General features: G+C 73.5%; 14 protein-coding genes, 1 tRNA gene and 1 pseudogene. 7 read left to right on the top strand and 9 right to left on the bottom strand.

Features of this window, described 5'->3' with window-relative positions:
- Nucleotides 1-47 precede the first annotated feature (47 nt).
- The 7 genes from WMF26_RS37270 to WMF26_RS37240 form a co-directional block, all read right to left on the bottom strand.
- Nucleotides 48-1,127, bottom strand: coding sequence for a hypothetical protein (locus WMF26_RS37270; protein ID WP_437996597.1), 1,080 nt, complete (start codon nucleotides 1,125-1,127; stop codon nucleotides 48-50).
- A 161-nt stretch (nucleotides 1,128-1,288) separates the two neighbouring features.
- Entirely contained in the window at nucleotides 1,289-2,740 is a 1,452-nt protein-coding gene (locus WMF26_RS37265; protein WP_437996596.1) for a serine/threonine-protein kinase, read from the bottom strand.
- Entirely contained in the window at nucleotides 2,734-3,765 is a 1,032-nt protein-coding gene (locus WMF26_RS37260; RefSeq protein WP_437996595.1) for a hypothetical protein, read from the bottom strand. Before WMF26_RS37260 ends, WMF26_RS37265 begins: the two co-directional genes overlap by 7 nt.
- Before the next feature lie 124 nt (nucleotides 3,766-3,889).
- Nucleotides 3,890-7,660, bottom strand: coding sequence for an ATP-dependent RNA helicase HrpA (gene hrpA, locus WMF26_RS37255; protein WP_437996594.1), 3,771 nt, complete (start codon nucleotides 7,658-7,660; stop codon nucleotides 3,890-3,892).
- Between the two features lie 136 nt (nucleotides 7,661-7,796).
- Entirely contained in the window at nucleotides 7,797-8,531 is a 735-nt protein-coding gene (locus tag WMF26_RS37250) for a hypothetical protein (protein ID WP_437996593.1), read from the bottom strand.
- Nucleotides 8,528-9,463: a PEGA domain-containing protein gene (locus WMF26_RS37245; RefSeq protein ID WP_437996592.1), complete on the bottom strand. Its 936-nt coding sequence runs from the start codon at nucleotides 9,461-9,463 to the stop codon at nucleotides 8,528-8,530. Before WMF26_RS37245 ends, WMF26_RS37250 begins: the two co-directional genes overlap by 4 nt.
- Nucleotides 9,464-9,475: 12 nt before the next feature.
- Nucleotides 9,476-10,831, bottom strand: coding sequence for a serine/threonine-protein kinase (locus WMF26_RS37240; RefSeq protein ID WP_437996591.1), 1,356 nt, complete (start codon nucleotides 10,829-10,831; stop codon nucleotides 9,476-9,478).
- A gap of 741 nt (nucleotides 10,832-11,572) precedes the next feature.
- Here WMF26_RS37240 and WMF26_RS37235 point away from each other — a divergent pair.
- The 3 genes from WMF26_RS37235 to WMF26_RS37225 are packed head-to-tail and all read left to right on the top strand — an operon-like array spanning nucleotide 11,573 to nucleotide 14,948.
- Nucleotides 11,573-12,220 (top strand): Isoquinoline 1-oxidoreductase subunit, encoded by a 648-nt coding sequence (locus tag WMF26_RS37235; protein ID WP_437996590.1) that lies wholly within the window; start codon nucleotides 11,573-11,575, stop codon nucleotides 12,218-12,220.
- Nucleotides 12,217-12,675, top strand: a complete 459-nt coding sequence (locus WMF26_RS37230; protein WP_020739441.1) for a (2Fe-2S)-binding protein — start codon at nucleotides 12,217-12,219, stop codon at nucleotides 12,673-12,675. The genes WMF26_RS37235 and WMF26_RS37230 overlap by 4 nt, the downstream gene beginning before the upstream one ends.
- Before the next feature lie 2 nt (nucleotides 12,676-12,677).
- Nucleotides 12,678-14,948 carry a molybdopterin cofactor-binding domain-containing protein gene (locus WMF26_RS37225; RefSeq protein ID WP_437996589.1) on the top strand — a complete coding sequence of 757 codons (2,271 nt, stop codon included), beginning with the start codon at nucleotides 12,678-12,680 and terminating at the stop codon, nucleotides 14,946-14,948.
- 67 nt (nucleotides 14,949-15,015) lie between these two features.
- Here the strand turns inward: WMF26_RS37225 and WMF26_RS37220 are convergent, their stop codons facing one another.
- Nucleotides 15,016-15,471, bottom strand: coding sequence for a GNAT family N-acetyltransferase (locus WMF26_RS37220; protein ID WP_437996588.1), 456 nt, complete (start codon nucleotides 15,469-15,471; stop codon nucleotides 15,016-15,018).
- Nucleotides 15,472-15,796: 325 nt separating this feature from the next.
- On the opposite strand from WMF26_RS37220, the gene WMF26_RS37215 reads away from it, so the two are divergent.
- The 3 genes from WMF26_RS37215 to WMF26_RS37205 are packed head-to-tail and all read left to right on the top strand — an operon-like array spanning nucleotide 15,797 to nucleotide 18,472.
- The gene (locus WMF26_RS37215) at nucleotides 15,797-16,489 is read left to right on the top strand and encodes a DUF969 domain-containing protein (RefSeq protein ID WP_437950868.1); all 693 of its coding nucleotides are present in this window, start codon (nucleotides 15,797-15,799) and stop codon (nucleotides 16,487-16,489) included.
- Nucleotides 16,486-17,442 (top strand): DUF979 domain-containing protein, encoded by a 957-nt coding sequence (locus WMF26_RS37210; RefSeq protein WP_437996587.1) that lies wholly within the window; start codon nucleotides 16,486-16,488, stop codon nucleotides 17,440-17,442. The genes WMF26_RS37215 and WMF26_RS37210 overlap by 4 nt, the downstream gene beginning before the upstream one ends.
- A 10-nt stretch (nucleotides 17,443-17,452) precedes the next feature.
- Nucleotides 17,453-18,472, top strand: coding sequence for a DUF2891 domain-containing protein (locus WMF26_RS37205; protein WP_437996586.1), 1,020 nt, complete (start codon nucleotides 17,453-17,455; stop codon nucleotides 18,470-18,472).
- 64 nt (nucleotides 18,473-18,536) lie between these two features.
- On the opposite strand, the gene WMF26_RS37200 is transcribed toward WMF26_RS37205, so the two are convergent.
- Nucleotides 18,537-18,611 (bottom strand) — tRNA-Gly (locus tag WMF26_RS37200).
- A 269-nt stretch (nucleotides 18,612-18,880) separates the two neighbouring features.
- Here WMF26_RS37200 and WMF26_RS37195 point away from each other — a divergent pair.
- Nucleotides 18,881-19,141: pseudogene (locus WMF26_RS37195) on the top strand (FAD-linked oxidase C-terminal domain-containing protein); the annotation flags it as partial.
- Nucleotides 19,142-19,216: the final 75 nt, after the last annotated feature.

Raw genomic sequence — 19,216 nt, 5'->3', positions numbered from 1 at the left:
CAGCCCCTGATGGTGGCGCCGTGGATGGGCGCGGCGAGATCGGCGGCTCACCCGCAGGGCGCGCAGCCTCCGCCGCAATCCACGCCGGTCTCGCCGGCGTTCATCACGCCGTCGGCGCACGAGGCCTCCTGGCACTCGCCCGCCCAGCAGACGCCGCTCTCGCAGCTCGCGCCCGTCCTGCAGCCTTGACCCGCCGCGCAGGGCTGGCAGGGGAACACCCCGCAGTCGACCCCCGTCTCATCCCCGTTCTGCGCGCCGTCCTCGCACGTCGGCGCAGCGCAGCGACCGCCGTCGCACACCTTGTCCTCGCAATCTGCTCTCGTCCCGCAGGCTTCACCGGTAGTGCAAGGGCGGCACGGACCGCCGCAGTCCCTCGCGGTCTCCCCGAGCGCGACATCGACGACGTTGTTCGTGCAATGGGACGGCACACAGACCACGCCGGAGCAAGCCAGGTTGTTGGGGCAGTCGTTCATGGTCACGTCGCCATCGAAGCACGCCACGCACGTGCCCACATGGCACATCCTCTGCTGCTCGTCCGGACACTCAGCGCCTTCTGTCAGCGGCTTGTTGACCGGCCCGCCCTCGCCACAGCTATCGTACGTACACTGCTCGCCGTCGTCGTAGACGTCGGACGGGTCCTCGAGCTCGATGAGCTCGCCCGTGACCGTGCACTCGACCCGCCGGCAATTTCCCTTTCGCTGCGAGGCGACCGGCCCGGGGTGGATCTCCACGGTGCACGCGCCCTCGACGCACCGCCCGGCCCCGCACGCGCGGCTCGGCGGCCCAGGGCACTCCGCGTCGCTCTTGCAGCCAGCGTCGACGCCGCCATCAGGCTCGCATGCCGCCGTTCCCGGAGCGCACTCCGCGCACGGCCTGCACGACAGAGGGCAATCCGGATCCGCCGCCTCGCTGGGAGTGCAACAGATGTGTTTGTCCGGATCGACGCACTGGCAACGATCGCCGACGCAGGTCGCTCCGGGGATGTCCTGGTACTCTGTATGACAGTCGGCGTCGTCCTCGCAGTAGCCTCCCAGAGAAGGAGAATCCCCGGCACAAGAGCCCACGAACCACGCGGCGCCAGCGAGCACCGGCGCGGCGAGCACCACGCGGCGAAATAGCGTATTCATGCGAACAGAGCCTCCGGGCGCAACCCATCGCTCGCCGGCACAGAGACCAGCGAGGGTCGCGGACTGCCCTCTACACGGCTCCTCCTATACAGCACCGGAGTCGCAGAAGCGCGTAAGAAATCGACAGAAAGCCCTGCTAAAGGCTGGAAATGTCGAGGGCGTCAACGGAACGTGCTGGAATGCGCGTCGGGCCAGCTTGCCCCGCACTCGTACCAGTCCGCGTTGCACGGCGGCACCGGCTCCTTCGGCTCCGGCGGAGCAGGCGCCGGCGCCGCCGCGGTCGCGGGGGCCGTGGGCTCCGGGCTCGCCCCGAGCGCGGGCCTCGGGCGGAGGGGGCGTTTCCTCGGGACAGCGTCCAGCTCCCCGGGAGCCGGCGCGGCGCGCGCAGCCAGCACGAGGACGCGCGGGAGCCGCGCGACGGCCGGCGGGCGCGCCGCAGGCGGCGAGCCGAGATGGAGCCGTCCGAGGAGCGCTGCCGCAGCCGCCGCGAGGACCAGGCCGCCTGCTCCCACCGTGAGCGCAATCCGAGCCCGCCTCCCGGGAGGCGAAGGTGGCCTGTTCACCTGCGCGCCGGGCGCAGACGCAGACCCCGTCGAGATCGAGGAGGAAACGTCGCGCGGCCGCTCCGTCACCTCCTCGCTCTGCGGCTCGGGCCGCCGGTCCTGCGGCGTCGCGCCCCCAGACCTCGGGCCTGCCGCACCCGAGGGCCGCGCCAACCCGTCGGACAGCGGCGCCGGACGCTGCGACCCCCCGCCGCGCGACGCCGTCGACGCGCGGCGCACCCCGGCGCCGGCCCCCCGGTCGACCTCGCCTTGCCAGCGACACCAGCCCTCGAGCGCGCCGTGCAGCGCCGCGATGAGCTCCGCCATGTCGCGGTACCGCGCCTCCGGGGGCCTCTCGGTCGCGCGCCTCACGACGCCCGCGACCAGCGGCGGCAAGGGGACGAAGGTCTCGAGCGGCAGCGGCGTGGTGTTCAGGATGCAGCGGACGAGCTCCTCCGGCGCTCGCTCCGCGAACGGCCGGCGCAGCCCGATCAGCTCGTAGAGCACGAGGCCCAGCGCGTGGACGTCGGTCCGCTCGTCCAGGACCGCGGGCTCCGCGAGCTGCTCGGGCGCCCGGTAGGCCGGCGCCGTCGCCGCGTCCGCCGCGCTCAGACCGAAGAGCTGCGCGAGACCCAGGCCGGTGAGCTTGAAGGAGCCGTCGTCGAGCAGGATCACGCGCTCCGGGCGGAGGTCCCCATGAAAGATCCCCGCGGCGTGCGTGGTCTTCAGGACCTCGGCGACCTCGGCGACCTGAGAGAGCGCCCACGGCGGCGTGATGCTCCCGGGGCGCTCCTCGAGGAGGGCGCGCAGCGACCCGCCGTCGCACCGCTCCGTCGCCGCCCAGCAGAACGAGCCCCCGAGGCCGCCGTCGAGGACCAGCGGGACCTCCTCGATGCGCCGGCTCACGGCGCGCAGCCGCTCGAGACCGTCGCGGAACCCGCCGGGCACCGCCTCGCTCAGGTAGAGCAGCGCGTCCCGGCCGTCGCGATCGACGGCGGCATAGACGTCCACACGGCCGAGGCCCTCCAGCCGCTCGACGATCCGGTATCCCAGCCCAGACCCATCTACCACGCCGCCTCCAGGTGGAGCCGCGTCCCCACCGCGGTCAACCTCGGGCCGCGGCTCCTCGGGGTGCTCCGGGGGTAAAAGGCGTAGATCAGCGTCGCCGTGGCCAGGAGCGCGCCGGCCGTCAGCGCGACCGCGGCGCGCTCCTCGGCGAGCTCCATCGCGCTGTAGGCGCGCTGCGCGCGCTGGAGCTCGAGGCCGGCGATCCGGTAGCCTCCGTGGTTGCGCTCGAGCAGGTCGTCGAACCTGCGCTCGTGCTCGCCCGACCGCGCGAGCAGCACCGCGCCGAGCGTGACGCACCCGGCGGACGCGACGGTGCCCAGCAGGACGAGCCCCGGCGCGGGCCCCGCGCCCGGCTCGGCCCGCGCCGGCGCGCGCGGCGCCGGTGGACGCGGCGCCGCCGCGCCCGGCGCGCGCGGCGCCGGCGGGCGCGCCGCTGCCGCTCCGGTGTCCGCCGGCGCGGCGGGATCCAGGACGACCTGGCGCGCGTCCCCCGCGCGCACCTCCACGGTGGTCTCCTGCGCCGCCTCGCCGAGCGCCGCCCGGACGCGGTGCGCGCCGGGCGCGACGAACACCGCGCGCCCGAGCGGCGCCCGCCCAACGGGCCGGCCGTCGACCGACAGCTCGGCGCCCCGGGGCACGGCGAAGGTCAACGCGCCGACCGCCTGCTTCGCCCGCGCGAGATCCAGCGCTCGGCTCTGGTATCGCTCACGCGCGCCGGCGTCCGCCGGGGCCGGCGTCCTCTCCAGACACGCCGTGAGAAACTCGGCCGCTCTGGGCATGTCCCCGATCCGGAACGAGAGCTGCCCGACGTTGCACGCCGCCTTCTCCGACGGTTCGAGTTGCCACAGCTGCAACCACAGGTCCCGCGCCTCCGCGAGCTGACCCTCCGCCACGGCCCGGTCGGCCGAGCGCTGGAGTCGAGCCTTGGGGCCGCTCGGGGGGGCGTCCGCGCCAGCGGCCAAAGGCACGAGGACCAGCGCCAGGGAGAGCAGCGATCGAACGAGCGCTCGCGACGGCGTGATGTTCACCAGCAGCTACATACCAAAAACAGATCACGCCGAGGGGAGCTTGCAGGAGATCCCCAAAAACACTGGATCGGTGGCAATTGGGGACGCTTCGACGTAATGCTTCGATTCGCAGCCACGCCCCCGGCTATCCCAGCAGCCGCTTCCACTGCTCCGACAGCCGCTGCGTCGACACCGGGACAGCCGCCTTCAGCTCGGGCGCGAACAGCGACACCCGCAGCTCCTCGATCAGCCAGCGGAACGACTCCAGCTCTTCCGCGGGAACCCCCTTGTTGAGGAGCGCCTGCTGATGCTTGAGGTAATCCTGCCAGAACGGCAGCACCTGCGCGGCCTTGGCCTGGTCCTTCTGCGGCCCGTTCGGCAGCCGCTCGAGCCGGATTTGGACGGCGCGCAGGTAGCGCGGCAGGTGCGCGAGCCGGTCGAGCGGGGCGCGCGCGAACAGCCCGACCGGCAGCAGGAAATCGACCTGCGTGCGCGCGTCGTCGAGCGCCTGCCGCGGCGAGCCCGGCTTCCCCGCCATCGATCGGAGCATCGACTGCACGCGATCGAGCTCGACCCCGATCTCGCGCGCCATCCCCGAGAGCCTCCCCAGCACGCCCTGCAGCGACCGCCGGCCCTCGTCCAGGCGCGCCTGGAACGCGGCCCGCGTCCTCGGGAACGCCGCGGGATCGCCGAGCTGGAACGCCTCGTCGAGCGCGCGCAGCGCGATCTGCCGGGCCAGGCCCGGCTCGCCCGGGGCCACCTTGGCGCCGAGCCCGCTCACGGCCACGGCGCTGCGCAGCGGCTGCTCGAGCTGGCTCATCTTGCCCCCCATCTGCAGCAGCACGAGCCGCCGCAGCCCGGCGCGCGTCGCCTCGGCGGCCGCCGCCCTCGACGCGAGCACGCGCACCGAGACCGACGCCTCGTTGTCGATCAGCGCCGGATAGCCGAACACCTTCTGCCCCCCGGCGTCGACCTGCACGCGCTCGGGCAGCGCGTCGACCCCGAACGACGTCAGCCCGTCCCGCTCCAGACCCGCCTTGCCGACCCTCGCCCAGGCCTCGCGCGCCCGGCCGGACAGCCGCTCCTTGAGCTCCCGCAGGTCGCGCCCCTCGCCGATCACCCGGCCATCCTCGCCGAGCACGCGGAAATAGAAGCGCAGGTACGGCGGGAGATCGTCGGGCCGGAACGCGTCCGCAGGCACGCGCTCGCCGGTGCGATCCTCGACGGCGGACGCGAGCGCCGGCCGCATCGGGCCCTGGAACGGCCGGAGATCCGCCGCGATCTCCCGGGCGACCTCCCGGAGCGGGACCAGCGCCTTGCGGAGCGACTTCGGCAGCGTCTCGAGCAGCAGGGCGATCTTCTCGGCGTGCCACCCGGGGATCATCCACTCGAGCTCGTCCGGATCGGCCTGCGGCAGGAGCACCAGCGGCAGCGACAGCGAGATGCCGTCGTCGTCCTCGCCAGGATCGAAGCGGTACGAGAGCGGCACGGTCGCGCCGTAGAGGTCGAGCGCGTCGGGGAAGCGCTCGGGCGTGAGCTCCGCGGCCTCGTCGAGCAGGACGTCGGCGAGCGACAGGTGAAGCACCCGCGGGTCCTTCTCCTCGGCCTCCTTCCGCCACGCCTCGAACGTCTTTCCGCTGTACACCCCCTCGGGCACGCGGCGGTCGAAGAAGAGCTCGAGCGCGTGCTCGTCGGCCAGCATCTCGCTCCTCCGCGCCTTGTCGCGCAGCCGGCTCACCTCCTCGAACAGCCGGCGGTTCGCCTCCATGAACGCCCCGCGCGTCGTGTATTCCTGCCGGACCAGCGCGTGGAGGAGGAAGATCGGGCGCGCGGCCTTCGGATCGATCGTCCCGTAATCGACCCTGCGGTCCCGCGCGATCGGCAGCCCGTAGAGCGTCACCTGCTCCTTGGCCATCACCGCCGCCGGCTTCGCGGCCCAGTGAGGATCGCCGTAGCTGCGCTTGCAGAGCGGCCCGGCCGCGGCCTCGATCCACGCGGGATCGAGGGCCGCCGCCATCCGGGCGAAGAGCTGCGATGTCTCGACCAGCTCGGCGGCCATGATCCACGCGGGCGGCTTCTTCGCGAGGCCCGAGGACGGGTGGAGCTGAAAGCGCGTCTGCCTTGCGCCGAGATACACCCGGTTCTCCTGGTTCCACATGCCGATACGGCTGAGCAGGCCGGGCAGGAGCGCGCGGTGGATGGCGTCGCCCTTCGCGGGCGCGCCGTTCGGCGAGAAGCCCATCTCCTTCGTGATGCGGCTGAGCTGCCGGTGCACGTCGGCCCACTCGCGCATGCGGAGGTACGACACGAAATGATCGCGGCACGCCTTCCGGAGCTGGTTCTGCGTCAGCCGGCCCTGCGCGTCCTGGTAGAAGCTCCACAGCTTCAGCAGTCCCACGAAGTCCGACGTCTCGTCCTTGAACTTCCGGTGCGCGTCGTCGGCCTGCTTCTGCGCGGAGAGCGGCCGCTCCCGCGGATCCTGCACCCCGAGCGCGGCGGCGATGATCAGCACCTCGGCGAGCGCCCCCTCGCGCTCGCCGCCCAGGACCATCCGGCCGAGCCGCGGATCGAGCGGCAGCCGCGCGAGCTTCCGGCCGATGTCCGTGAGCGCGCCCGACTCGTCGAGCGCGCCGATCTCCTCGAGGACCCGATACCCCTCGTCCACGGCGCGCTTCGACGGCGGGTCGAGGAACGGGAAATCCTCGATGGCCCCGAGCCCGAGCGCCTTCATCTGCAGGATCACGCCCGAGAGGCCGACGCGCAGGATCTCCGGATCGGTGTACGCAGGCCGCGCCTGATAGTCCTGCTCGGCGTAGAGCCGGAAGCAGACGCCGCTCTGCACGCGGCCCGCGCGCCCCTTGCGCTGATCGGCGCTCGCGCGCGAGATGGGCTCGATCTGGAGCTGGGTGACGCCCGTGCGGGGGCTATATCGGTTGACGCGGGCGAGCCCCGCGTCGACCACATACACGATGCCTGGAATGGTGAGCGACGTCTCCGCCACGTTGGTCGCGAGCACGATCCGCCGCCCCGGGATCGACTGGAACACGCGCTGCTGGTCGCCCTGCGGGAGCCGCCCGTAGAGCGGCAAGAGCGTCGTGTGCGGCAGGCCGTGGCGCTCGAGCTCGGCCATCGTGTCATGGATCTCCCGCTCGCCCGGGAGGAAGACGAGGATATCCCCGCGCGGGTCGATCTCGGTGATCTCCTCGACCGTGCTCGCGACCGCGTCGGCGATCTCCGGCTCGCCGCTCTCGGGGGGACGGTGGATGACCTCCACGGGATACGTGCGGCCGGAGACCTCGATGACGGGCGCGCCGTCGAAATAGGCCGCGAACCGGCCGGTCTCGAGCGTGGCGGAGCTGATGATGACGCGGAGATCCGGCCGCCTCGGCAAGAGGCGTTTGAGGTACCCGAGCAAGAAATCGATGTTGAGGCTGCGCTCGTGGGCCTCGTCGATGATGAGCGTGTCGTAGTCCGAGAGCCGCGGATCGCCCTGGATCTCGGCGAGGACGATGCCGTCGGTCATGTACTTGACGTACGTCGCCGGGCTCGTCCTGTCCGAGAAGCGGATCTTGTAGCCGACCTCCTTGCCCAGCTCGACGCCGAGCTCCTTGGCGACGCGGGCGGCGACGCTGGTGGCGGCGATGCGGCGCGGCTGCGTCACGCCGATCCGCGCGTGGAGCCCGCGGCCCATGGCCAGGCAGATCTTGGGGAGCTGCGTGGTCTTGCCCGAGCCGGTCTCGCCCGCGACGATCACCACCGGGTGCCCCTCGATGGCCCGGGCGATGTCGAGCACCCGCGCCGAGATGGGCAGCTCCTCGGGAAAGCGGACCGGGCTCGCGGACGCGGGCGGCGGTGACGTCTGGCCGCCGGGGGCGGCCGGCGCAGGGGAGGATTCGTGCGGAACGCGGGAGCTCACGGTGCGCGAGGGGGTAGCACCTCCCGCCGCGGCGCGCCGTCGAAGCCGTGCGCTCGCGGGGCGCGGCGCCGCGCCGCCTTGGTAAGCGCGCGGCTCCGAGGGCGCGCCGCCCCTCCGCCGGCGCGCGCGCGACCGGTCAATCCTCGTCGTCGCCGCCGTCCTCGCACTTCGGATCGCGGCAACGGCCTTGGACGATGTCGCGGCACAGCTCGTCGCGCTTCTTCTCGTCCAGGTCCTCGTCGAGCGCGGCGAAGATCAGCTGCATCCGGCACTCGAGCGAGCCCTCGGCGCGCAGCCGGCTGCACGCGTTGAACACGGCCGGCGCCGGCCAGAGCGAGCACATGACCGTGCAGCTCTCGAGATCCGGCACCCGCAGCGGGCAGAGGGCCGCGTAGAGCGTGCAGAGCGCCTCGCACCGCCCGGCGCACCCGTCGGCGCCGTCCGGGCCGAGCGGCCCGGCGTCGGTGCAGCCGGCGGGATCGCCCGTCTCCACCGGCCGGCACGCGGCATAGCCCGCGGGCGACGGCATCGCCTCGCACACGGTGCAGCACGCCTCGACCGACGGATACTGCGGCGCGAGCTCGCACCGATCCATGGAGTTGACGCAGTGCGTTGAGCATTCGTCGATCTCGCAGGGGCCGATCTGCTGCTGCGGCGGCGGCGGCGTGGGCGGCGGCGGCGTGGCCGCCGGCGGGGGCCCGCTGTCCTGGCCCGCGTCGCCGGCATCGCCGGCGTCGGCGTCGGTCTCCACGCTGCCGCCGTCGGTCGCGAGGGTGCCGCCCTCGCCGCCTTCGCCGGGCAGCGGGGCGATGACCTGGCAGCCGGCGAGCCACGCGGCGAGCGCGCAGGCGATCGCGGAGCGCGCCTTCACAATGTCCCCCGCACGCCGACGTAGCCCGGGCCGACGGCCCAGGTGACGTTCGAGGCCGGCGCCCGCGCGCTCTCCAGCCCGAGGGCGACGCCCCCGACGGCCGCGCCGGCGATGGCGAGGCCGAACCCCACGTTCGAGACCCAGCCCAGCGCGTTCGCGCTGCCTCGCGCGCCGTCGGAGCAGCGCGCGGTGCCCTGCCGGCACGCGTCCTCGAGGTCGCTCCGCGCGCCCAGGTAAGCCGCGCCCGCGCCGAGCCCCACCGCGAGCCCGGCGCCCGAGGCGATGAACCCGCCGATGGCCCACGCCGAGGCCTTGCCCGAGGAACGCTCCGGGGTGAGGGCGACGTCCAGCGTCGTGACCTCCCGCTCCGGGACGTAGACCCGCTGCCGGGCGCCGACGTAGCCGTCGGCCTCGACCTCGACCCAGTGGTTGCCCGGGTCGATCGGCGACCCCTCCGCGGAGACCTTCACCTCTTGCCCGTCGACCTTGAGCCTGGCGCCGGCCGGGCTCGGCGTGAGCCTCACCTTCAGCCGGGGGATGCGCTGATCGAGCTCGCTGCGCAGGGCGTCGGCGCGGCGCCGCGCCTGCGTGAACGGCCAGGGCTCTCCGGGGGTCGCGCGCGACGAGGCGATCGTCGACGCGAGCTCGCGCGCCTCGCTGAGCCGCCCGATCGCGGTGAGCGTCTTCGCGACCTCGATGGAGGTCGTGGGCACGCAGACCAGGCGCTCGGCGCGCTGGTAGGCGCGGAGCGCCTCCGCGTAGCGCTTCTGGGCGAAGAGCTCGTCGCCCGCGTACACGAGCTCCCGGGCCTCGGTCCGCGCCTTGTCGCCGGCCTCGCCGCCGGCGGCGCCCGCGTTCTCGCCGGCGAGCGCGGGGGAGGCCGCGATCAGCAGGCCGGCGATCATCATCAGGGTCGTGGGCCGGGAGTGCATGGATTTCCCCCGTCAGAATCCGAGATCGCGCCGCGCGCGGCTTCGCGTCGCGACCTTCTTGGCCGGCGGCTCGCCGGACGCCGCGCGCGCCTGCGCGGCGACCGGCGCCTTGCGCGCGGCCGGCGCCGCGGTCGGGGCCTCGGCCGCCGGCTGGACGTCGGGCTGCGGCGCGCTGGCCGCGGGGCGCGGGGCGCTGGCCGGGGCCTCGGGCTGCGGCGCGCTCGTCGCGCACTGGGCCGCGGGCTCGGCGGCGGGGGCGGCGTGCGCCGAAGTCCCGGCGCCGAGCATCGTGAGCGACGCGAGGTGCGCCGCCGACGCAGGTGCCGTCCGGGTGACGCCGGCCCACGCCAGGGTGCTCACCCCCATCACGGCGGCCGCCGCCACGGCCCAGGTGCGCGCCCGCGACCGCTGCCGCGGCGAGATGGCGCCGAGCGTGCCGAACGGCATCAGCGTGGTCACGAGGGACGAGAACCCTTCGCCCGACGCGAGCGAGTCGCGCGGGGGCATCATCTCGGTCGGGGCGGGCCGCGCGTCGCGCGGGGCGGCGACGGCGGCGTCCAGCGCCTCGAGGACGGCGCGGGCGCTCTGGACGCGGCGCGCCGGGTCCGCCTCGAGCAGCGAGAGGACCCAGGCGTCGATCGCGGGCGGCAGGCCCGGGACGAGGCGGGACGGCGGCGGGGGCGGCCCGCGGTCGATCGCGACCGCCACCGCGGCGATGGTGGCCCCGCCGAACGGGGTCTGTCCGGTCAGGCAGAAGTAGGCCACGACGCCGAGCGCCCAGAGGTCGCTGTGCGGCCCGACCTTGGCGCCGCCCGCCATCTGCTCCGGCGACATGAAGTGCGGCGTCCCCATGATGGCGCCCGTGACCGTGAGCCGCTCGGCCTCCTCGGCGGTGTTCTTGGCGATGCCGAAGTCGAGCACCTTCACGAACGGCTCGCTCTCGCCCGCCACGAGGAAGATGTTCTCGGGCTTGACGTCGCGGTGGACGATGCCGGCCTCGTGCGCCTTGGCCAGCGCGGCGCACGTCTGGCGCAGGATCGTCGCCGTCTCGTCGAGCGAGAGCCGCCCGCGGCGCTCGACGAGGTCGTGGAGCGTCTCGCCTTCGAGGTGCTCCATGACGATGTAGGGGACTCCCTGATCGGTGAACCCCAGGTCGAACACCCGCACCACGTGCGGGCTCTGGATCCGGGCGGCGGCCTCCGCCTCGCGCCGGAGCCGGGTGACGGCGAGCGGGTGATCGGCGTAGATATCGCGGAGGAATTTGACCGCGACCTGCGTCTTGAGCCCGACGTGCTCGGCGAGCCAGACGCTCCCCATCCCGCCTTGGCCGAGCGCGCGGAGGAGCCGCAGCTGCGCGCCCACCTGCATCCCCGGCAGAGGCGCGCGGTCCGAGCTCGACGGCGCGGTGTGGCACCTTGCCTCAGCTGGGGCGATCAGGCACGGCGATGGCTGTGTGGCCTCACCCATTCCTACCGTCTTGCTCATGCCGGAGGGGGCTTGCATGCGGCGAGCCAGCGTCTCGATTGAACGGTTCCAAGGACATGGGCTGGAGTCGGCGTGGCGCATCGTGGCGCGAGGCCGCGCCGCACAGAGCCCTCGTGACAGTTCGCTACAGGCGAGGTTACCGAAGTGGGCGCGCCTCGCGGCGCTCCACGTCAATACGGTCGCGCGCATCGCGCCTTGCGGGCTGCGCCACATCGCCGGGAGCCGCCGCGCCGATCGGCCCGTCACGCCGACTGGACTCGCGATGTCGCCCGCCGTGCGCTCCGGGCGACCGCGCGCCGTCGCGGTCGGCGCAGGTCGTCGGCGCGCCGCGCGGGCGCGGCCGCCCGAGGTGTGATGTCGAGAGCGACGCGATCGGGCGCATGTTCGAGCTCGGCGTTGCCGGATGGATGATGACGCGCAACGTATCTGTGCCGTTGCCGACACGAAGCCGCTCCGGGGCGCGCGCCCCGGAGCCGGGGAGTGTCGAGACAACCGCGCTCGCGCGGCGCCAATCGAGCGGGCGAGCGGGCGAGCGACGGCCGGCAGAGCTCGCGCGATCTCGCGAGCGTGGCCGTCGATCAGGGCTTGTGTCGCGCGGACGAAGCAAGCAGTCTACGCGCAGCGATGCAGCCTCTCTTCCTCTGCTTCCTGGCGGGCGTCGGCCTCCTCGCCGCGGCGTGCGATGCCCCTCCCGCGGAGGCGCCCAAGCCGGTCCAACTCCCGCCCGTGCCCCCGGGCGAGCTCCGCAGCCCGGAGGCGTTCGCGTCGATCCGGGACGACGACGCGCGCGCGGCCTCGCTCTTCCTCGAGGCGAGCAAGGTGCTGCTCCATCCGCGCTGCGTGAACTGCCACCCGCACGACGGCGTCCCGCGCCAGGGCGACGCCGGCGAGCGCCACAGCCCGCCCGTCGAGCGCGGCCCGGCGGATCGCGGGCTCGCGGCGCTGGAGTGCACGTCGTGCCACCAGGTGCAGAACCTCGACTTCGCCCGCGTGCCGGGGGCGCCGGGCTGGCACCTCGCGCCGGCCGAGATGGCCTGGCTCGGCCGCTCGCCCGCGGCGATCTGCGCCCAGATCAAGGATCCGGCGCGCAACGGCAAGAAGACGCTCGCGCAGATCGTCGAGCACGCCGCGCACGACGAGCTCGTCGCGTGGGGGTGGGCGCCCGGGCACGGCCGCACGAAGGCGCCCGGCTCGCAGGCGGCCTTCGGCGCGCTCATCGATGCGTGGGTGAAGGCGGGCGCCGCGTGCCCGCCCGAGGAGTCCCGACCATGATCATCCTGAAGGTGAACGGCGCCGAGCAGAAGCTCGACGTGGATCCGGAGATGCCGCTGCTCTGGGTGCTGCGCGACGTGCTCGGCCTCACGGGGACCAAGTACGGTTGCGGCCAGGCGCTCTGCGGGGCGTGCGTGGTGCACATCGACGGCGAGACCGTGCGCGCCTGCGTGACGCCGGTGAAGCGCGCCGCCGGCGGATCGGTGACGACCATCGAGGGGCTGAGCCCGGCCGGCGATCACCCGCTGCAGCGCGCGTGGGTGGAGCTCGGCGTCCCGCAGTGCGGCTTCTGCCAGGCGGGGCAGATCATGAGCGCGGCCGCGCTCTTGCGGAAGAACCCGCGCCCCTCGAACGAGGACATCGACAAGTCGCTCGCCGGCAACATCTGCCGGTGCGGCACGTACACGCGCATCCGCGCCGCGGTCCGCAAGGCCGCCGGCCTGCCCACGGAGTGAAGATGGAACAGCAACGCGTCGTCCTCCTCCGCCGCTCCTTCCTCGCGGGGCTCGGGCTCGCGATGGGCGGGCTCGCGCTCGGGCTCGCCGAGGGCGACGCCGAGGCCGCGCCGCCGCCGCCGGCTCCTTCCACGCTGCCGCAAGAACCGGGGCTCCGGACCGGCGTGTTCCTCTACATCGCGACCGACGGCACGGTGTCGATCGTCTGCCACCGGTCGGAGATGGGGCAGGGGATCCGCAGCTCGCTGCCGGTCCTCGTCGCCGACGAGCTCGGCGCCGACATGGCGCGGGTGAAGATCGTGCAGGGCGACGGCGACAAGGCCTACGGCGATCAGAACACCGACGGCTCGCGCAGCGTGCGCAACGGCTACGAGCCGATGCGGCGCGTGGGCGCGACGGCGCGCGCCATGCTGGTCGCGGCCGCGGCGAAGAAGTGGCGCGTGCCCGCCGCCGAGTGCGTGGCCGAGCAGCACGCCGTCCACCACGCGAAGTCGAAGCGCTCGCTCGACTTCCGCGAGCTCGTGGCCGACGCGGCGAAGCTCCCGGTGCCCGACGCGAAGACCGTCGCGCTCCGCCCCGTCGCCGAGCTGAAGCGCGTCGGCGGCCCGCTCCCGCTGCTCGACGGGCCGGCCATCGTGACGGGCGCCGCGCAGTTCGGCGCGGACGTACGCCTGCCGGGCATGCTCACCGCGGTCATCGCGCGCCCGCCGGTCGTGGGGGGCAAGGTGGCGCGGTACGACGGAGCGCGGGCGCTGGCCGTCCCGGGCGTGAAGAAGCTCGTGGAGCTGCCGGGCCCGACGGGCGGCGCGGTCGGGTTCCAGCCGCTCGGCGGGGTCGCGGTCGTGGCGGACACGACGTGGGCCGCGATGCGCGGCCGCGCGGCGCTGCAGATCGAGTGGGATCACGGCGCGAACGCGGCGTACGACTCGGGGAGCTATCGCCAGGCGCTCTCGGCCGCGGTGCGGGCGCCGGGCAAGGTGGTGCGCAAGGTCGGCGACGTGGACGGGGCGTTCGCGAAGGCGGCGCGCACGATCGAGGCCGAGTACTACGTGCCGCACCTGGCGCACGCGGCGATGGAGCCGCCGTCGGCGGTGGCGCGGGTCGACGCGAACGGCTGCGAGGTGTGGGCGCCGACGCAGAACCCGCAGGCGGCGCGGACCGAGGTGGCGCGGGCGCTCGGCGTCGGCGAGGACAAGGTCGCGGTGCACGTGACGTTCCTCGGCGGCGGCTTCGGCCGGAAGTCGAAGCCGGACTACTGCGCCGAGGCGGCGCTGCTCGCGCGCGCCATGGGCGCGCCGGTGCGGGTGCAGTGGACCCGCGAGGACGACGTGCAGAGCGGGTATTTCCACAGCGTGAGCGCGCAGTACCTCAAGGCGGGGCTCGACGCGGACGGCAAGGTGAGCGCCTGGCTGCACCGGACGGCGTTTCCGCCGATCCCATCGACGTTCGACGGGAAGGTGAAGACCCCGAGCGAGAACGAGCTCGGCCTCGGCGTGCTCGACCTCGCGCTCGCGTCCCCGAACGTCCGCGCCGAGGCGTGCGACGCGCCGGCGCACGTCCGGATCGGGTGGCTCCGGTCGGTCTGCAACATCTTCCACGCCTTCGCGGTGCAGAGCTTCATCGACGAGATCGCCCACGCGCGGCAGGCCGATCCGCGCGAGGTGCTGCTCGAGGTGCTCGGCCCGGCCCGGCAGGCGTCGCCGGCCGAGCTGGGGGTGCAGAAGGTCCCGAACTACGGGGCGCCGATCGAGCAGCACCCGGTCGACGTGGGCCGGCTGCGGCACGTCATCGAGCGCGTGACGGAGATCTCGGGGTGGGCCGCGGCGCGCAAGGCGGGCCGCGCGGTGGGCCTCGCCGCGCACCGGAGCTTCCTCACCTACGTGGCGGTGGTCGCCGCGGTGTCGAAGGACGCGCTCGGCAAGGTGCAGGTCGACGAGGTGTGGCTCGTCGCCGACCCCGGCACGGTCGTCAACCTGGATCGCGTGCGCTCGCAGATGGAGGGCGCGGTCGTCTTCGGGATGAGCATCGCGCTCCACGGCGCCATCACGGTGAAGGGCGGGGCGGTCGAGCAGACGAACTTCCGCGACTACCCGGTGGTGCGGAGCACGGAGGTGCCGCAGCGCATCCACGTGGAGATCGTGAAGAGCGACGCGCCGCCCGGCGGCGTCGGGGAGCCCGGGGTGCCGCCGGTGGCGCCCGCGATCGCGAACGCGGTGTTCGCCCTGACGAAGACGCGCGCGCGGGAGCTCCCGCTGCGGCGCCTGGGGCTGTGACGGGGGCGGCCGCGGCGGATCCCCTCTCCGACGCGGCCCCATCCCGTGGCAGCGCAGCGCGCCGCGGCTACGACGTCCCCGTCTTGCCCTGCTGATAGATGTCCGGGATGTTGATCTCCATGAACCTGTCCGGCTTCTCGAGCGGTGCGAAGCCGAACTGCCGGTAGAGCCCGTGCGCATCCGCGGTGGCGAGCAGCGTCCGCCGCAGCCGGAGCCGGCCCAGGGCCTCGCTGACGTGGGCCATCAGCGCCTTGCCGTACCCCTTTCGCTGCTCCGCCTCGACGATGAACACGTCGGCCAGGTACGCGAACGTCGCCTGGTCGGTGATCACCCGGGCGAAGCCGATCTGCGCGCCCGCCTTGTAGGCGCCGAAGCAGAGCGAGCCCTCGATCGCCCTCTCGACCACGTCCCGGGGGATGCCCTTGCTCCAGTACGCGGAGGCGAGGACGCTGTGGATCAGCGTGCGATCGAGGCGCGATTTGTCCGACGAGATGACGAGCTGTTCGCTTGCCTGGTGGTCCACTTCGCCGATCCTCCGTTGCGCGTGCAGTCTGCGGGGCCGGTCCCTCGCGACATCGTCAGCGACCCCTGAATCCGTCGCCTCGCGGCAGGCAATCCGAAGCGCCGGCCGACGTCAAGGACGAGCGGCCGGGCGCGCCGCGCCGCACGCCCACATGGACGATGCCGCCGCCCGCGTGCGACGTTGCCCGCGAACACGGGGGTAGTGGTCAACTTTGCCCAGGGAGAGTCCACATGAAGGCGGGAAGGCGGGAAGATCATTCATGTTTTCTTCCCGCCTTCCCGCCTTGATGTTCAAATTTGACCACTACCAACACGGGGGAAGAAGCATGCTCACGCTCCTCGGGGTCGCGGTCGTGGTCGTCGGCTTTGTCGTCCGGATCCATCCGCTGCTGGTCGTCGCCGCGGCCGCCGTCGTGACCAGCCTCTCGGCCGGGATGAGCCTTGTCCAGGGGATCTCCGCCCTGGGCAAGGCCTTCAACGACAACCGCTATGTCAGCCTCGTCTGGCTGGTCTTGCCGGTCATCGGCCTCCTGGAGCGCTCCGGGCTCCAGGAGCGGGCGCGCGCGCTGGTCTCGCGGGTGAAGACCGCCACGACCGGCCGCCTCCTGCTCGCGTATTTCATGATACGGCAGCTCAGCGCAGCCCTCGGCCTGACCTCGCTGGGCGGCCACGCGCAGATGGTCCGGCCGCTGATCGCGCCCATGGCCGAGGCCGCCGCCGAGAACCGGCACGGGCCGCTGCCGGACGCGGCGCGCTTCCGGATCCGCGCCGCGGCGGCGGCGGCCGACAACGTGGCGCTGTTCTTCGGCGAGGACATCTTCCTCGCCATCGCGTCGATCCTGCTCATCAAGGGGTTCCTCGAGCAGAACGGGATCCTCGTCGAGCCGCTCCAGCTGTCGGTCTGGGCCATCCCCACGGCGATCCTGGCGCTCCTGGTCCACGGGACGCGGCTCCTCCTGCTCGACCGGCGGCTCCGGCGCGAGCTCGCCCGCGCGGACGGCGGGGAGGCGCGCGAGTGATCACCCTCGACGTCGGCTACGTCGCGGCGGGCCTGTTCTTCGCGGCGGCGTCCGCCCTGAGCGCGGTCGACCGGGACAACCCGAAGCGCTGGAAGAACGCCCTCTTCTGGGGCCTCCTCGCGGCGAGCTTCCTCTTCGGCGCGCGCCTCGGGGATCTCGCGAACGGCGTCCTCGCGATCGCGCTCGTCCTCCTGGCCGGCGTCGGGGGCCTGGGCCAGGGTCGCCCCGCCACGACGACGCCCGCGGAGCGGCGCGCGAGCGCCGAGCAGCGCGGGGATCGCCTTTTCGTCCCGGCGCTGATCATCCCGGCGACCGCCCTCCTGGGCGCGCTCGTCCTCCGGCGGGTCGAGATCCACGGATCTCCCTTGCTCCACCCTGGCCAGGCCACGCTGATCTCGCTGGCGCTCGGCGTGGTGCTGGCGCTCGCGACCTCGGTGGCGTGGCTGCGCCCGCCGCTGCTCGCCCCGCTGCAGGAGGGCCGGCGCCTGCTCGACACCGTGGGCTGGGCGGCGATCTTGCCCCAGATGCTGGCCGCGCTCGGGGTCGTGTTCGCGGCCGCGGGCGTCGGCGACGTGGTCGGGGGGCTGGCCGGGAGCGCGCTCCCGCTCGGCGGCCGCCTCGCCGCGGTGGCGGCCTATACCGTGGGCATGGCGGTGTTCACGGTGATCATGGGGAACGCGTTTGCCGCCTTTCCGGTCATGACCGCGGCCGTGGGATTGCCCCTGATCGTGCGCCGGCTCGGCGGCGACCCGGCGGTGATGAGCGCCATCGGCATGCTGTCCGGCTTCTGCGGGACGCTGATGACCCCGATGGCCGCCAACTTCAACATCGTGCCCGCGGCCCTGCTCGAGCTGCCCGACCGCGACGGCGTGATCAAGGCCCAGCTCCCCACCGCGTTGCTCCTCTTGGTTGGGAACACGCTCCTCATGTACCTGCTCGCCTTTCGGCGCTGAGGTTCCATCCATGGCACACGTGCTCACACCGGACATCGCCTCGCGTCTCGCCTCCATCGCGCTCGGGCACGTGACGCGGGAGTATCCGAACAAGCTCGATCACGTCATGTCCGGCCCCGAGGACGTGAAGCGCCCGCGCGATCTGCACCCCATCTTCTACGGCAGCTTCGACTGGCACTCGTGCGTGCATGGCCACTGGCTCCTCGCGCGGGTGTACCGCCTCTTCCCCGGCGCGCCCGGCGCGGCGGCGATCCGCGCGCACCTGGAGGCGCAGCTCACCGCCGACAAGATCGCCGCCGAGCTCGACTATCTCCGGCGGCCGGCGAGCCGCGGCTTCGAGCGGCCGTACGGGTGGGCGTGGCTGCTCCTGCTCGCCGCCGAGCTCGCGCGCTACGGCACCGACGATGGCCGGCGGTGGTCGGCCGCGCTGGCCCCGCTCGGCGACGCGTTCGCCGAGCGGCTCCTCGAGTACCTGCCCCGGGCCACGTACCCGGTCCGCGCCGGCGCGCACACGAACAGCGCCTTCGCCCTCGCGCTCGCGCTGGAGTACGCCGCCGTGAAGGGCGATGAGCGGCTCGCGGGGCGCTGCGCCGAGTCCGCGCGGGCGTGGTACGGCCGCGACGCGGACTGCCAGGCGTGGGAGCCCTCGCAGGACGATTTCCTCTCGCCCGCCCTCATGGAGGCCGAGTGCATGCGCCGGGTCCTGCCCGGACCGGAGTTCCGCGGCTGGTTCGCGCGGTTCCTGCCGCGCGCGGCGGAGGGCGAGCCCGCGACCCTGTTCGCGCCGGCGACGGTCAGCGACCGCGGCGACGGCAAGATCGCCCACCTCGACGGGCTGAACCTGAGCCGCGGCTTCTGCTGGCGCTCGCTCGCCGCGGCCCTGCCCGAAGGGGATCCGGTCCGCGACCGCGCGCTCGACGCGGCCGAGCGGCACCTGGACGCCAGCCTGCCGCACGTGGCCGGCGATTACATGGGCGAGCACTGGCTCGCCAGCTTCGCCCTCCTCGCGCTGGGCGCCGGGGCGGAATGACGCGCTAAAGGGGTGCGCTGCGCGGCGCCTGCTTGGCGCCGCAGCGTCTAGGACGTCGAGATCGTGGAGCGGGAGACGGGATTTGAACCCGCGACGTCAACCTTGGCAAGGTTGCACTCTACCACTGAGTTACTCCCGCAAACGTCGGGCACAGAAACGGAGGGAGCTGGAGAGCACCCTCATCGGGGCCGCTCGGAGAAGATCCCGAGCTGCGCCGAGCCACCGCCGGAGGGCTGTCTCCGTCGAGGCGGCGGAGGAGTATCAACCGGCGCCGCCGTAGTCAAGCGCCGAAGTGCGCGCGCCTGGTGCGATCGTGCGTGTCGGACGGCACGAGCTCGCCCGGCCGGCCCGCGCCCCCGGGGAGCCCCCTGCCCGTGAGGCGCGGCGCGCGGGGGCAGCGCCTCGCGTTCCGCGGTCCCGCGGTCGCTGCTCACGGCGCGCCGCCTCCCGCTCACGGCGCTCGAGCGGCTCGGCACGGTGCTCGTCGACCACGTCGCGGTGCCGCTGCCGCTCCTGCCGGAGATGCTCCGGCGCATCGAGGCGATCGCCGACGAGGCGCAGACCACCGTCGGGACGGTGGCGCGCGCGGGCGACGGCGACCTCCACCCGATCGTGGTCTTCGATCGCCACGACCTCTGCTCATCGTCTTGGCGCATCTTCTCTCGTTGACGTCTCGGTGATTGCTCCTCTTCTCGTCCGAGCGTCTTCTCAGTTGGCGCTCTCGGCGTCTTGGCGCCTCATGCC

Origin of the sequence: Sorangium sp. So ce185, from assembly GCF_051526825.1 — a bacterium.
GTDB classification, from domain to species: domain Bacteria; phylum Myxococcota_A; class Polyangia; order Polyangiales; family Polyangiaceae; genus Sorangium; species Sorangium cellulosum_D.
This window is presented reverse-complemented; position numbering and strand designations above follow the sequence as displayed.

What these genes read in the sequence shown, in the direction of transcription:
- WMF26_RS37245 (WP_437996592.1), bottom strand. Translation starts at nt 9,463, where the DNA reads ATGCACTCCCGGCCCACGACCCTGATGATGATCGCCGGCCTGCTGATC.
- WMF26_RS37205 (WP_437996586.1), top strand. Translation starts at nt 17,453, where the DNA reads ATGGCACACGTGCTCACACCGGACATCGCCTCGCGTCTCGCCTCCATC.
- WMF26_RS37215 (WP_437950868.1), top strand. Translation starts at nt 15,797, where the DNA reads ATGCTCACGCTCCTCGGGGTCGCGGTCGTGGTCGTCGGCTTTGTCGTC.
- WMF26_RS37240 (WP_437996591.1), bottom strand. Translation starts at nt 10,831, where the DNA reads ATGCAGGTGGGCGCGCAGCTGCGGCTCCTCCGCGCGCTCGGCCAAGGC.
- WMF26_RS37230 (WP_020739441.1), top strand. Translation starts at nt 12,217, where the DNA reads ATGATCATCCTGAAGGTGAACGGCGCCGAGCAGAAGCTCGACGTGGAT.
- WMF26_RS37235 (WP_437996590.1), top strand. Translation starts at nt 11,573, where the DNA reads ATGCAGCCTCTCTTCCTCTGCTTCCTGGCGGGCGTCGGCCTCCTCGCC.
- WMF26_RS37270 (WP_437996597.1), bottom strand. Translation starts at nt 1,127, where the DNA reads ATGAATACGCTATTTCGCCGCGTGGTGCTCGCCGCGCCGGTGCTCGCT.
- WMF26_RS37225 (WP_437996589.1), top strand. Translation starts at nt 12,678, where the DNA reads ATGGAACAGCAACGCGTCGTCCTCCTCCGCCGCTCCTTCCTCGCGGGG.